General features: G+C 62.7%; 13 protein-coding genes. 3 read left to right on the top strand and 10 right to left on the bottom strand.

Annotated features, from left to right (window positions below):
* Positions 1 to 56: 56 nt before the first annotated feature.
* The 7 genes from AC0L3H_RS05130 to AC0L3H_RS05100 form a co-directional block, all read right to left on the bottom strand.
* Positions 57 to 1,148 carry a 3-deoxy-7-phosphoheptulonate synthase gene (locus AC0L3H_RS05130; protein ID WP_473584713.1) on the bottom strand — a complete coding sequence of 364 codons (1,092 nt, stop codon included), beginning with the start codon at positions 1,146 to 1,148 and terminating at the stop codon, positions 57 to 59.
* 214 nt (positions 1,149 to 1,362) lie between these two features.
* Positions 1,363 to 2,157, bottom strand: a complete 795-nt coding sequence (locus AC0L3H_RS05125) for an SDR family oxidoreductase (protein ID WP_473584712.1) — start codon at positions 2,155 to 2,157, stop codon at positions 1,363 to 1,365.
* A gap of 23 nt (positions 2,158 to 2,180) precedes the next feature.
* Entirely contained in the window at positions 2,181 to 3,182 is a 1,002-nt protein-coding gene (gene iolG / locus AC0L3H_RS05120) for an inositol 2-dehydrogenase (protein WP_473584711.1), read from the bottom strand.
* Positions 3,183 to 3,311: 129 nt separating this feature from the next.
* On the bottom strand, positions 3,312 to 4,079 hold the full coding sequence (locus AC0L3H_RS05115; protein WP_023796933.1) for an ATP-binding cassette domain-containing protein: 768 nt from the start codon (positions 4,077 to 4,079) through the stop codon (positions 3,312 to 3,314).
* 2 nt (positions 4,080 to 4,081) lie between these two features.
* Entirely contained in the window at positions 4,082 to 5,158 is a 1,077-nt protein-coding gene (locus tag AC0L3H_RS05110) for an ABC transporter permease (RefSeq protein ID WP_473584710.1), read from the bottom strand.
* Between the two features lie 158 nt (positions 5,159 to 5,316).
* Positions 5,317 to 6,258: a sugar ABC transporter substrate-binding protein gene (locus AC0L3H_RS05105; RefSeq protein WP_077374705.1), complete on the bottom strand. Its 942-nt coding sequence runs from the start codon at positions 6,256 to 6,258 to the stop codon at positions 5,317 to 5,319.
* A 370-nt stretch (positions 6,259 to 6,628) separates the two neighbouring features.
* Positions 6,629 to 7,660: a LacI family DNA-binding transcriptional regulator gene (locus tag AC0L3H_RS05100; RefSeq protein WP_023796930.1), complete on the bottom strand. Its 1,032-nt coding sequence runs from the start codon at positions 7,658 to 7,660 to the stop codon at positions 6,629 to 6,631.
* Positions 7,661 to 7,825: 165 nt separating this feature from the next.
* Between AC0L3H_RS05100 and AC0L3H_RS05095 the strand changes: the two genes are divergently transcribed.
* Genes AC0L3H_RS05095 through AC0L3H_RS05085 form a run of 3 tightly spaced genes read left to right on the top strand, consistent with a single transcriptional unit; the run spans position 7,826 to position 10,540 of the window.
* Positions 7,826 to 8,935 (top strand): fatty acid desaturase family protein, encoded by a 1,110-nt coding sequence (locus tag AC0L3H_RS05095; protein WP_473584709.1) that lies wholly within the window; start codon positions 7,826 to 7,828, stop codon positions 8,933 to 8,935.
* Positions 8,936 to 8,990: 55 nt separating this feature from the next.
* A complete protein-coding gene (locus AC0L3H_RS05090; RefSeq protein ID WP_128244598.1) occupies positions 8,991 to 9,305 on the top strand; it encodes a Rieske (2Fe-2S) protein in 315 nt (104 codons plus the stop codon).
* A gap of 5 nt (positions 9,306 to 9,310) precedes the next feature.
* Positions 9,311 to 10,540 carry an NAD(P)/FAD-dependent oxidoreductase gene (locus tag AC0L3H_RS05085; RefSeq protein WP_473584708.1) on the top strand — a complete coding sequence of 410 codons (1,230 nt, stop codon included), beginning with the start codon at positions 9,311 to 9,313 and terminating at the stop codon, positions 10,538 to 10,540.
* A 236-nt stretch (positions 10,541 to 10,776) separates the two neighbouring features.
* Here the strand turns inward: AC0L3H_RS05085 and AC0L3H_RS05080 are convergent, their stop codons facing one another.
* The 3 genes from AC0L3H_RS05080 to AC0L3H_RS05070 form a co-directional block, all read right to left on the bottom strand.
* Positions 10,777 to 11,736, bottom strand: coding sequence for a DUF1402 family protein (locus tag AC0L3H_RS05080; protein WP_473584707.1), 960 nt, complete (start codon positions 11,734 to 11,736; stop codon positions 10,777 to 10,779).
* 244 nt (positions 11,737 to 11,980) lie between these two features.
* Positions 11,981 to 13,294 (bottom strand): ATP-dependent protease ATPase subunit HslU, encoded by a 1,314-nt coding sequence (gene hslU, locus AC0L3H_RS05075; RefSeq protein WP_023796926.1) that lies wholly within the window; start codon positions 13,292 to 13,294, stop codon positions 11,981 to 11,983.
* Between the two features lie 4 nt (positions 13,295 to 13,298).
* Positions 13,299 to 13,898, bottom strand: a complete 600-nt coding sequence (locus AC0L3H_RS05070; protein WP_023796925.1) for a DUF2585 domain-containing protein — start codon at positions 13,896 to 13,898, stop codon at positions 13,299 to 13,301.
* Positions 13,899 to 13,910 lie beyond the last annotated feature (12 nt).

The following is a 13,910-nucleotide window of genomic DNA, read 5'->3' as shown; positions in this document are numbered from 1 at the left end:
CTTTCAAAGCCAAGCAGCAAGGTAGCAACCGCCCGCAACATTCCGTGCCAACCGCCTCAGGCGGCTCCCGGACGGCTGGCGATCAGGGCGCGTCGCGCTGACCGGCGCCGCTCGACGGCGTCGGCAAGGCCGTGCAGCACCGTCTCGGTGGTTGTCCAGTCGATGCAGCCGTCGGTGATGCTCTGGCCATAGACGAGCGGCTTGCCAGGCATGACCTCCTGCCGGCCGGCGACGAGGTTGCTCTCGATCATGACGCCGATGATGCGTTCGTCGCCTGCCGCGACCTGGCCCGCCACGTCAGCCGCTACCTTCGGCTGATTCTCTGGCTTCTTGTTGCTGTTGGCGTGGCTGACGTCGATCATCAGCCGTGGTGCTACGCCGATCCGGCCGAGTTCCGCGCAGGCGGCAGCTATGCTCGTTGCGTCATAGTTCGGCACAATGCCGCCGCGCAGGATGACGTGGCAGTCCTGGTTGCCGGTCGTCGTCGCGATGGCGCTGCGCCCGCCCTTCGTCACCGCCATGAAATGGTGCGGCTGGGCGGCGGACTTCACCGCCTCGGCGGCGATCCGCAAATTGCCGTCGGTGCCGTTCTTGAAGCCGACCGGGCAGGACAAGCCGGATGCGAGTTCGCGATGGATTTGGCTCTCTGTCGTGCGCGCGCCGATCGCACCCCAGGCGACGAGGTCGGCAATGTATTGTGGGGTGGCCATGTCGAGGAATTCGGTCGCCGCCGGAAGGCCAAGATTGTTGACAGCAGAGAGCACGTTGCGGGCCATCCGCAGGCCCTTGTCGATGTCGAAGCTGCCGTCCAGGTCGGGATCGTTGATCAGGCCCTTCCAGCCAACCGTCGTGCGCGGCTTCTCGAAATACACGCGCATCACGATTTCCAGCCGGTCCGACAGGCTCTCGCGCAGCGCCGCCAGCCGGCTGGCATAGTCGACGGCAGCGACCGGGTCGTGGATCGAACAGGGGCCGACGACGACGACCAGCCGATCGTCAGCGCCAGTCAGCACGGCGTGGATAGCGTTGCGTGACGCGGCAACGGTGCGCGTCGCCGTCAGCGTGCGCGGTATCTCCCGCATCACGTCGTCCGGCGTACTCAGCTCTCGGATTTCCTTGACCCGAAGATCATCTGTGGTGGTCAACACGGCTTTCTGCTCCTGGTTGGGAGACCTGCCGGCTGAAAACAAAAAAGCCGCCAGGTCTGGCGGCTGTTCGGATGTTGTTGCTGCAATCTTCAGATCGAGCGCAATCCTCCCGCCGCCAGCGAGCTGCCGTAGCTAAAGTACCAGAACGAGGCGGTCAGGTGGATCATGCCAGCCCTATAGCCGAAGCCGGGGCGCTTGTCACGTTCAGATGACGCTACTCCGGCGAAGACCCTGCAATGGTTTGGTCGTAGTCGACTAGCGAGCCGGTCATGACGCCGGACTGCGGGCTGATCATATAGCTGATCAGCCGGGCAAGCTGCGCCGGCTTCACCAACTGGCCCATCGGCTGCGCGGCCTCGGCCTTTTCCAGCCAGTCGTCCGGCGCGTCGTGCCATTTCTTCTGCACGATCGCCTCGCCCTCGGTATCCATCCAGCCGGGCAGCACGGCGTTGCAGCGGATGCGATTGTTGCGATAGGCATTGGCGACATTCTTGGTCAGCGTCGCCAGTGCGCCCTTGCTCGACGAGTAGGGCGCCAGGAACGACTGGCCGCAATGCGCCGACATCGACAGCACATTGACGATCGAGCCGGGCGCCTTGCGGTCGAGCAGATGCGCCACCACACCCTGCATCAGGAAGAAGGGGCCGCGCACATTGGTCTGGAAGATCTGGTCAAAAAGATCCTCGGAGGTCTCGACCAGTGAGCCGCGGGCCGAGGTGGCGGCGGCGTTGACCAGCGCATTGACGGTGCCGAAATGAGCGATCGCCGTTTCCACGACCCGCTTGCAGTCGGCCACCACTGAGACGTCGGCGCTGATGAAGATGGCGTCGACGCCGTCTTTCGCAAGTGCGGCGACCGCCTTGTCGCCCTTCTCCCTGGAACGGCCGACCAACGCCAGGGCGCGGCAGCCCTCGTCGGCCAGCACCTCGGCGACGGCGAAGCCGATGCCTTGCGCGCCGCCGGTGACGATGGCGCGTGTTTCTGAATTGCGACCGGCGGAACCGTTCATCGCCTTGCTCCTGTGCTTGATGGTCAGACTGTCTTGTCGAGGCGGACGGTCTTGCCTTCCCTCGCCGATTTCAGCGCCGCGTCCGCCAGCCGCAGCGCGACCAGCCCGTCCGCACCGCTCGGCGCCGCCTTGTTGCCTGACGTCGCCGCCGCGATGAAGGCGGCGATCTCGTTGGCATAGGCGTCGAGGTAGCGGGTCATGAAGAAGTCGTGCAGCGGCGGGCGCGTATAGCCCTTTTCATTGGCCAGCTCGACCGACACCGGCCGCTGGTTCTCGGCCGCAACCATGCCTTTCGAGCCATGCACCTCGATGCGCTGGTCGTAGCCATAAGTGGCGCGTCGCGAATTGGAGATGATGCACTGCTTGCCGGAGGCGGTTTCGAGGATGACGCTGACGCTGTCGAAGTCGCCGGCCTCGCCGATCTTTTTGTCGACCAGCACCGAGGCGTGGGCGCTGACCGCCACCGGTTCCTCGCCGAGCAGGAAGCGTGCCATATCGAAATCATGGATGGTCATGTCGCGGAAGATGCCGCCCGAGCGGCCGATATAGTCGAGCGGCGGCGGGCCGGGATCGCGCGAGGTGATGGTCACCATCTCGACCGTGCCGATGGCGCCGTCGTCGATCGCCTTGCGCACGGCGGCGAAATGCGGATCGAAGCGGCGGTTGAAGCCGACCATCAAAGTGGCGCCGGCCTTGTCGACCACGGCCAGGCATTCTTCCACTCGGCCGGCGTCAAGGTCGATCGGCTTCTCGCAGAAGATCGCCTTGCCGGCCTTGGCGAACCGCTCGATCAGATCGGCATGGGTGTCGGTCGGCGTGCAGATAATGACCGCATCGATGTCCCCGGCTTTTTCGATGGCGTCGATGCTGCGCACTTCCGCGCCATAGGCCGACGCCAGATCGGTCGCCGCCTTCTCGAAGGCATCGGCAACTGCGACCAGCCTGGCCTGCGGATTGGAACCGACGGCGCGGGCGTGGACCTTGCCGATGCGGCCGGCGCCGAGAAGAGCGAAGCGGAGAGACATGAAAATTTCCTTTGGGATGGTTCGAAATGGAAGTGCGTCTTTACTGCACCGTTCAGGGCAAGGCGCAGTAGATTTTCTTATTTCGGCTGATCGGCGACGGGCCGATGACCCGCCGCGCCGGCATCCGCCCTAGGCCGCAAGTTCGGCCTCCCCGGTCTTGGCGCCGGTGATGTATGAGACGATGTCGTTGCCGTCGGTGTCCTGCTTGCGCAGATTGGCGACGATGCGGCCGCGCCGGAACACCACGATGCGGTCGACGAGGTCGAACACCTGGCGCATGTTGTGGCTGATCAGGATCAGCGGCTCGCCATTGGCTTTCAGCGTGCGGATGATGTTTTCGACCTGCATCGTCTCCTGCACACCAAGTGCTGCCGTCGGCTCGTCCATGATGATGAGCTTGGACGCAAAGGTAGCGGTTCTGGCGATCGCCACGCACTGACGCTGGCCGCCCGACATGTGTCGGATGGTGTTGGAAAGGTTGGGAATCTTGACCGCCGTGCGGATCAACGCTGCCTCGGTCGCCTTGCGCATGAACTTGCGATCGAGGATCGAGAAAGGCCCGAGATTGAACAGCACCTTCTCGCGGCCGAGAAACAGGTTCGACGGCACGTCGAGATCGTCGGCAAGCGCCAGGTTCTGGAACACCGTTTCGATGCCCGCCTCGCGCGCCGCGATCGGGCCGGCGAAGTTCACTTCCTTGCCGTCGAACCAGACCTTGCCGCTGGTGCGCTGCTCGACGGCGGTGATCTGGCGCACGAAGGTCGATTTGCCGGCGCCGTTGTCACCCATGATGGCGACATGCTCGCCCTTGCGCAGTTCGAAATTCGCGCTTTCGAGCGCATGCACGCCGCCATAGTATTTGGTCAGGTTTTCGGTCTTCAGGACGATGTCTGACATGATCAAGCCCTCATTGCCCGCAGGCGCTGGCGCCACTGGTCGAGAACGACTGCGCCGATGATGATCACGCCCTTGACCATCTCCTGGTAGTAGGCGTCGAGGCGCAGGAAGGTGAAGCCGGAGATGATGACGCCGAAGATCAGCGCACCGATCACCGTTCCGATGATCGAGCCGCGGCCGCCCGACAGCGAGACGCCGCCGATGACCGCCATGGCGATCGCGTCCAGTTCGTACATCACGCCCATGCCGGCCTGAGCGGTGAGGTTCTTGGAGCTCAGCACCACGGCGGCCAGCGCGGCGAGGATACCGGCAATGACGAAGACGAGGATCTTGTGGTTCTGGACATTTATGCCGGACATGCGCGCGGCGTCCTCGTTGGAGCCGATGGCATAACAGTGCTTGCCGTACCTGGTGTATGACAGGATCAGCTGGAACAGAATCGCCAGCGATATGAAGATGATGACCGGCATCAGCCCCTTGCCGATGGCGGCGAAACTTTCGGTGGGAAACGAGATCGGCTGCCCCTTGGACCACCATTTGGCGATGCCGCGCGCCGTGACCATCATGCCGAGCGTGGCGATGAACGGCGGAATGCGCGTGTAGGCGACCAGCGTGCCGTTGACCAGGCCCGCCAGCAGGCCGCAGCCGATCGCGACCAGCACCGGCACGATCACCGGCAGGTCGGTCCAGCCTTGCGCGAGGAACACCGCCTTGGGATTAGGGTTGCCGTTGACCGTCGCCACCTGGGCGAAACTCATGGCGATCATCGCCGTGGCGCCGACGATCGAACCAGAGGAAAGGTCGATGCCGCCGGAAATGATCACCTGCGTCACGCCGATGGCGATGATGCCGACGATCGACACCTGCAGGATGATGATCTGCAGGCGCGCCTCGTTGAAGATCGTATCGACATTGGGGCGGGTGTTGAACAGAAAGCTGTCGCCAAGAAAGACGCGGCCTATCAGCTCGAAGGCGCCGACCAGGATGATGAGCGCCAGGAAAACGTTGAATTCGGCAGGCCATGTCCGCTTTTTCGCATCATAGCTCAATCCGCCGACGCCATGGGTTGTCTGTGTCAACTCTTGCTTCCTCCATCAGCAGCAGTCGCCCTCCCGCCGGCTGTCCACGGCGATGAGCGAAAGAGGAGCGGCGCTGTTTTTTGTCCTTCGAACATCGGATTCTCAAAACGGTTCGATGCTCTGACGCGCCGCTCCCTATCGAAAAATGGTCCTCTGCCTCAGTTCTTCTGCAGGAACTTGTCGATGTTTGCCGGCGTGACCAGCTGGAAGGGGATGTAGACCTTCTGCTCGACCGCCTCGCCCTTGGAAAGCTTGAGCGCCGCGTCCAGCGCCCCGGCGCCTTGGCCGGCCGCGTCCTGGAACACGGTGACGTCGAGATCGCCCGCCTGCATCGCGGCAAGCGCGTCCTGGGTGGCGTCCACGCCGCCGACAACAACCGACTTCATGTCGATGTTGGCAGCTTTCATGGCCTGGATGGCGCCGATGGCGCTCTCGTCATTGTTGGCGATCACGCCATCGAACGGCGCGCCGGTCGACAGCCAGTTGGTCATCAGGTTCTGTGCTTCCTCGCGTTTCCAGTTCGACGTCTGCTTGTCGATGATCTTGATGAAGCTGCATTCGGGAGTGGCGATCACATCGTCAATGTCCTTGGTGCGCTGCACCGCGGCCTGGTTCGACAGTTCGCCCATGATCACATAGACATTGGCCTCGGTCTTGCCGGCTTCCTTGAACAGCCGGCAGACTTCCTGGGTCTCGAGAGTTCCTGATTCAACCTCGTTCGAGGCAACGAAAGCCTGGTTGTCCGGCAGCGTGTCGACATTGACCGGCTCGCGGTTGACATAGACCAGCGGAACGTTGGCCGCAGCGGCGGCATCCGACATTGCCTGGGTGGCCGAGGTGTCGACTGGATTGACGACAATCGCGTCGACGCCCGAGGCGACGAAGTTCTTGATCTGGTCGAGTTGCTTGGCGACGTCGTTCTGCGCGTCCTCGACCTGCAGTTCGACGCCTTCCATGCCTTTGGCCTGCTCGATCATGCCGTTGCGCAGCACGGTAAGAAAATTGTCGTCGAACAATGCCATTGAGACGCCGATTTTGGCAGCGAGGGCGGACGAGCTCATCAGCGCCAGGAATGCGGCGCCCAACAGCAGCTTTTTCATTCTATTTCTCCTCCACAGAATTGGTGTCCGGCTGCACCGATCTACCCGGAATCCCCGATCTCCCAGGGAATCTCTCCCGATTGCTTCTCCGTTTCCGATGGCGATTTCCGCGTTGGCTGGGGAGGCCGAGCCCTACGTTGAAACGCATGTCCGGAACGAAAGAACCAAAATACCTAGTTGGTGAAATATTTATTCCATTCTTCGGGCGGGCGTCAAGGAGAATCCGAAAGCGGCTGCCGGATTTTTCGGACAACGCGGCTGAGGGCCGGCAAACCTTCTGCAAGAATCCATCAGGCTGATGGTTCACATCACTGCCGACGCCCCGATCTAAACAGGATGTCTTGGCTGAGCCCAGATGTTCTGCCCGAGCCTAGATGTTTTCCGGCAGATAGATGTCGAAGGGCAGGAAGGTCTGGCCCGGCGCATTGGCGGCGCCTGCCTCGATGGCATGCACCATCAGCCCGACAAGTTCGCGGCATAGTGCTGCCAGCGGCGTCGAAATCACCATGGTCAGGATGTTGTCGGCGAGCGCCGCGCGCGATTCGGCGTTGATCTCGTTGCAGACGACCACTGGCATGTTTGCCGGCCTGGCCGCCCGTAGCGCGGAAACCGCGCCTTCCATGCCGCCGCCAGCGACATAGCAGCCGGCCAGATCCGGGTACCGCGCCAGAAGATCGATCATTGCATCATGGGTCACCTGGTTGGCTTCCAGGTTGACCAGCGTCTCCATCACCGTGAATTCCGGCGCATGCTCGCGGAAAAACGATCTGAAGCCGATCTCGCGCAGCTCATGGCCATGGAAGCGATGGCTGCCGACGAAAAGGGCGACCTTGCCGGGCTTCCTCGCCGCTCTGGCGATCATCCAGGCCGCGGTGCGACCGACCTTGCGGTTGTCGAGGCCGACATAGCCCTCGCGGATGCCGGCTGCAAAGTCGGATAGCAGGGAGAAGACGGGTTGCCCCCTCGCCTTCAGGGTCTCGACGGCCGCCGTCAGCGTTGGATGGTCCGGACCGACAAGGGCGACTGCCCTGGATTTCGCCGCCAGCTTGCGCATCTGCGCGGCGATCTCGTCCGGGGCCAGCGAACTGGCGAAATCGATGGTGGCGACTCCGCGGAAGCGCTGCGACTGGGAGACAGCCAGTTCGATCTCGCGGGCGAAATCGCTGTAGAAAACATCATTGCCCCTCAGCAGCAGAAAGCCGAGCCGGTATTCCGGCAGTTCCTGGCGCATCCGCTGCTTGATCAGCCCGGCGGCGTGGTAGCCGATGCTGGTGGCGGCCTCATAGACGCGGCGCGCGGTTTCCTCGCGCACCGGCAGGCGATTGTTCAGCACCCGATCGACGGTGGCGACGCTGACCCCCGAAATCCGTGCCAGATCGGTGATGGTTGGCCGTTTTGCCATACGCTTCCTGCCTGATTGCCTGGCATAGGCTATACATCATTCTGATGGGAAATGATAGAAACTATCTTCATGATGTTGAGCCTATCACGGCTTGGCGTTATTTTAGGGCATAAGCACCTGTGGCAGAGGCACCCGTTCCGACGGATGCCGACGGAGGCAGCCTCAATGGAAGCGACAGTATCCGCAATGCCGTCCCGGCGAGACTACAGCCTGCTCGGCCGCGACGCGAAGCGCGCCGTCGAGACCGGGCTGGCGGCGGCCGAATGGTATCATACCGACGTGCCCCGCAAGCAGATGAAGGAGCTGATGCAGCGCTCCGATGGGCCGGCGATCCGCGACACCATCATCTGGCTCTCCGCCCTGGTCCTGAGCGGCGCCGGCGGCACCTGGTTCTGGGGCACATGGTGGTGCGTGCCATTCTTCTTCGTCTATGGCGTGCTCTACGGCTCTTCCACCGATTCACGCTGGCACGAATGCGGCCACGGCACCGCCTTCAGGACGCAGTGGATGAATGATGCGGTCTATCAGATCGCCTGCTTCATGATCATGCGCAACCCGGTGACCTGGCGCTGGAGCCATACGCGGCATCACACTGACACGATCATCGTCGGCCGCGATCCGGAGATCGCGGTGATGCGCCCGCCGGACCTGTTGCGCGTCGTGCTCAATTTCTTCGGCATTGTCGATGCCTGGCATGCCATGAGCGACATGGTGCGCAATGCGGCCGGCATCATCAGCCCGGCGGAAAAGACCTTCATTCCCGAGCAGGAGCAGCCAAAGGCGATCCGCATTGCCCGCATCTGGACCGCGATCTATGCCGCGACAATCGCGCTGGCACTTTATAGCGGCTCGTTCCTGCCCTTGATGCTGGTCGGTCTGCCCAGGCTTTACGGCGCCTGGCATCACGTCATGACCGGCCTGCTGCAGCATGGCGGCCTCGCCGAAAATGTCATCGACCACCGCCTCAACAGCCGCACGGTCCACATGAACCCGATCAGCCGCTTCATCTACTGGAACATGAACTACCATGTCGAGCACCACATGTTCCCGATGGTGCCCTATCACGCGCTGCCGAGGCTGCATGAGCTGATCAAGCAGGACCTGCCGGCGCCGACGCCATCGATCCTGGCCGGCTATCGCGAGATGGTGCCTGCCTTCCTGCGCCAGCTGCGCAATGAAGACTATTTTCTCAAGCGCGAACTGCCGCCGACCGCCAAGCCTTATCGCGAGGAATTCCACAACGACAACGATGCTGTCGCGGCAGCAGCCGAATGATTTGCGCGCCTGTGCCGGGGCATGTTGACCAAGCAAAATTCTGCCGGGAGGACCAATGAGCGACTGGGTCGAGGCCTGTGGTGCCGATGACATCGACGAAGAGGACGTGATGCGGTTCGACCATGGCGGCCGCACCTTCGCCATCTATCGCAGTCCCGACGACGAATATTTCGCGACGGACGGCCTTTGCACGCATGAGAAGGTGCATCTGGCCGACGGGCTGGTGATGGACGACATCATCGAATGCCCGAAGCACAATGGCCGCTTCAACTACAAGACCGGTGCAGCCAGGGGCGCGCCGGTCTGCGTCAATCTCAGGACCTATCCGGTCAAACTCGACGCCGGCAAAATCCTCATTCAGATCGGGTGACGGTGATGGTGAAAGGAATGCTCATCATCGGCGCCGGCGAATGCGGCGGGCGGGCTGCCCTGGCGCTGCGCGATCTCGGCTATGATGGCCCGGTGACGCTGGTCGGCGACGAGCCGCATCTGCCCTATGAGCGGCCGCCGCTGTCGAAGGACGCGATGGCCGGCGATGCCCCGGTGATCAAGGCGATCGCCAGCGACAAAATCCTGGCCGAGAGATCGATAAGGCATATCCATTCGGTTCAGGCGGTGGCGATCGACCGTGCTGCGCATGTCGTGCGCCTGCCGGACGGCTCGGCGCTGCCATACGACAAGCTGCTGCTGGCGACCGGTTCCCTGCCGCGCAGACTGCCAATGCCGGGCCTCGGGCCGCGTTGTGCCTATCTCCGGACCTTCAACGACGCGCTGGCCATTCGCGCCCATCTCCGCGCCGGAAACCGCATCGCCATCATTGGCGGCGGCTTTATCGGTCTTGAGCTCGCCGCCGCGGCACGCAGACTGGGCGTCGTTGTCACCGTCATCGAGGCGCAGCCGCGCATCCTGATGCGCGGCGTGCCGGCCGAGATCGCCAAAATCATCCACCAGGCGCATGAAGCCGAAGGCGTCAAAATCCTGTGCGGCGACGCCATCGCCGCGATTGCCGATGACGGCGCCGAGGTGCGCATCGCGCTTGCCGGCGGGCAGGACATCGTCGCCGACCTGGCGGTGATCGGCATCGGCGCTGTGCCGGTGACCGGACTTGCCGCAGAAGCGGGCCTGACGATCGACAACGGCATAGCCGTCGATGCCGCGCTTCGCACCAGCGATCCGGACATTTTTGCCGCCGGCGATTGCTGCTCGTTTCCGCTTGCCGTCTATGGCGGCCGGCGCGTGCGGCTGGAGGCCTGGCGCAACGCGCAGGAGCAGGGCGCGCTTGCGGCCAGCAACATGCTTGGCGCCGGTGAGGTCCACTCGGCTGTGCCATGGTTCTGGTCGGATCAATACGGCCTGACCTTGCAGATATCTGGGCTGTCGGACGAGGGCAGCAAGGTCGTGCGCCGCGACCTCGACGACGGCGCCTTCATCCTGTTTCACCTGGCGCAAGACGGCAGGCTGGTCGCGGCGAGCGGAATCGGTCCGGGCAATTCTGTCGCCCGCGACATCAGGCTGGCCGAGATGCTGATCGCAAAAAGGGCGAAGCCGGCGCCTGAGGCGCTCGGTTCGCAAACGATCAAGCTGAAGTCGCTGCTGGCGGCGTGAGCCTGGTGCGTGCCGATTGTCGAAAGCCTGCCGGGCATTTCTCCCCGTAAACGGGGAGAAAGAAGCTGGCCGCAACCTTGGCGTTCTTTCTGCAACCCTGGGCGATTGGGGAAATCCTTTGCGAAGGCGTCCTTCTCCCCGTCGCTATACGGGGAGAAGTGCCCGGCAGGGCGATGAGGGGCAGCGCAAACGGCGAAGAGGCGACTTCGAGCTCAAAGTCCAGATCTCAACACCCACTAAAACAGCGCGTTGAGCTCCGGCAGTTTGTCGTTGACCAGCCAGCCATAGTAATTTTCCTCGGGCAGCTTCTCCGGTTCGCCCGCGGCGCGGCGCCTGTCGTTTTCGGCCTTCAGCGCATGCGCACGCTGTTCCGGATTGCCGACATTGTAGAGGGTCGATGTGATGCCGGGATTGCTCGATATGTCGAAGCCGGCAATGCTCTGATAGGCATCGATCGATTTCCGGATCGTCGCCGCGACATAGTCCAAGGTCAGGTCCGGATCCATGATGGTCTTGTAGACCGCGTTCGGATCGCCGACGTCGAGCTTCGGCAGGCCGGACACCTGGTGCACGAGATCGCTCATCTGCAAGGCGGTCAGCGGATTGAGCTGGCCCAGGCCAAAGGTCTGGCCGGCATAATAGGGCTGGAAGAAAGTCGCGCCGAAGCGGTCGTCGGGGAAGCTCTCACCGCCGACAGTCTTGCCGCGAAAGGAAAGGTTCCACACCTGCTCGCGGCATTCCCAGAGCTCGTAACTATCCGATTTGCCGACGCATTCCTGGAATTGCGGCCGTTGCACGAAATCGGTGATGTCCTCGCCTTCATAGGCGAAAGACAGCTTGCTCGACAGATAGGAGATCGCCTTGACGTAGTAGGTCTGCAGCCGGTCGTAGGCGTCGACATTGTAGGTGTGCTCGCCGACGATGGCGCCGACGATATGCATAGGATCGATGCCATAGGTCGCTGCTGCCTGCTCGATCTTGCCGCGAAGACCGGCGTCGTGCTGCAGCAGCGCATAGACCTTGCGGTATTTCGACTGGAAGGTGGTGTTGGTGGCCTGGGTGCGCCGGCTTGAGGCGCCCGGTATGTTGGGCTGCTCGACATGACTGTTGCCCGGCGGCACCATCGTCGCCGCTTCGGCGGCGAACATGGCTGTCGCCAGCGTCAGCCCGAGAGTGACGAGGATCGTTTTTTTCATGCGCCGCCGCCTGCAACAACGCATGACCCTCGGAACCGATTCTCGGGGTCATGCGCAGAACCAACTGTACAGCGTCCTTTGCGCATCCAAAAAGCTGCGCGGCGCTGGTGTTGCCGGCAAACTAGGTAAAGCTGCAACGGGAGTCGAGAGCCCCGTCGCCCGGCAAGACAAAAGCTGGCCAGATGCTTCCATTTGGCCACACGTGCCGGCTCCGCCGGTCCGACTCTTGCGGATGGATCGCCTGTTAGAGGATGAATCGCGACAGATCCGTGTTTCTCGACAGATCGCCGACATGCTTCTCCACATAGGCGGCGTCGACTGTCACCGACGTGCCGTGGCGGTCCGGCGCGTCATATGAGATCTCGTCCAGCACCCGCTCCATCACCGTCTGCAGTCGCCTGGCGCCGATGTTCTCGACGCTGGCGTTGAGATCGACGGCGATGCCGGCCAGTGAATCGATGGCGTCGTCGGTGAAGACGAGATCGACGCCCTCGGTCTTCATCAGCGCGATGTACTGCTTGATCAGGCTGGCCTCGGTCTCGGTCAGGATGCGCACGAAATCGTCCTTCTCCAGCGCACGCAGCTCGACGCGGATCGGCAGACGGCCCTGCAGTTCGGGCAGCAGGTCGGATGGCTTGGCAACGTGGAACGCGCCCGATGCGATAAACAGGATGTGATCCGTCTTCACCGGTCCGTATTTGGTCGCGACCGTGGTGCCTTCGACAAGCGGCAGCAGGTCGCGCTGCACGCCTTCGCGGGAAACACCGGCGCCCATGCCGCCTTCGCGCGAGGCGATCTTGTCGATCTCATCGAGGAAGACGATGCCGTCGTTTTCGGTCGATTCGAGCGCCCTGCGCACCACCTCGTCCTGGTCGAGCAGCTTGTCGGACTCGTCGCCGACCAGCACCGCGTAGGATTCCTTCACCGTCGTCTTGCGGGTCTTGGTCTTCTGGCCGCCCATCGCTTTCGACAGCATGTCGTTGATGTTCAACACGCCGATATTGGCGCCCGGCATGCCGGGGATCTCGAAGCCGGGCATGCCGCCGGTGCCGGTATCGCTCACTTCGATCTCGATCTCCTTGTCGTCGAGCTCGCCGTCGCGCAGCTTTTTGCGGAAACTGTCGCGCGTCGCCGGGCTCGCCGTCTTGCCGACGAGCGCCTCCAGCACGCGTTCCTCGGCATTGATATGGGCGCGCGCCTTGACGTCCTCGCGCATCTTCTCGCGCACCAGGCCGATGGCGATCTCGACCAGGTCGCGGATGATCTGCTCGACGTCGCGGCCGACATAGCCGACCTCGGTGAACTTGGTCGCCTCGACCTTGACGAACGGCGCACCGGCAAGGCGCGCCAGGCGGCGCGAGATCTCGGTCTTGCCGACGCCGGTTGGGCCGATCATCAGGATGTTCTTCGGCATCACCTCTTCACGCATCTGGCCTTCGAGCTGCTGGCGGCGCCAGCGGTTGCGCAAGGCGATGGCCACGGCGCGCTTGGCGTCCTTCTGGCCGATGATGAAGCGATCGAGTTCCGAAACGATTTCGCGGGGCGAGAATGTGGTCATGTCGCTAAATTCCACTTTGCCACTGCCGGATGGACTCGAACGGATGCAGCAGCATGATCACGTTGAGTGTCAGATTGTCCCTGATGATGTAGCCGACACCGAATTCGAAGATGAGAGCGAGGGTCACGATCACCCATATAGGAAGCCTGCGCGCCATCACAAATCCCAGCACCATCGCCAGCGTGTCCGCCACCGAATTGATGATGCTGTCGCCGTAATAGTCGAGCGAGATCGTGCCGGCGCGGTAGCGCTCGATGATCAACGGGCTGTTCTCGAGAAGCTCCCAGCCGCCCTCGATGACGACGGCAAAAGCCAGCCTGAGCCCGATCGGCGAGCGCGGGAACAGAGCCCACGCCAGCGCGTAGAACAGGAAGCCGTGGATGAGGTGCGAGAATGTGTACCAGTCGGAAATATGCTGGGAATTCTCCGAGCTCTGCACGATGCCGTGCCACAGCTTGACATAGCCGCATTCGCAGATCGGCGTTCGGCCCATGCCGTAAAGGGCTCCAGCCTGGAATATAATCAGGCCGAGGACGAGCAGAAGTCCCATCCGCCAGCTGTCTTCATAGGCCGAGACGGTCTTGTCGGCGCCGCTTGTACTCATGCTGTTACTGCC

This window comes from Mesorhizobium sp. WSM4816 (assembly GCF_055811535.1).
The sequence above is the reverse complement of the archived record's forward strand: the minus strand, read 5'-3'. Positions and strand labels throughout refer to the sequence as shown.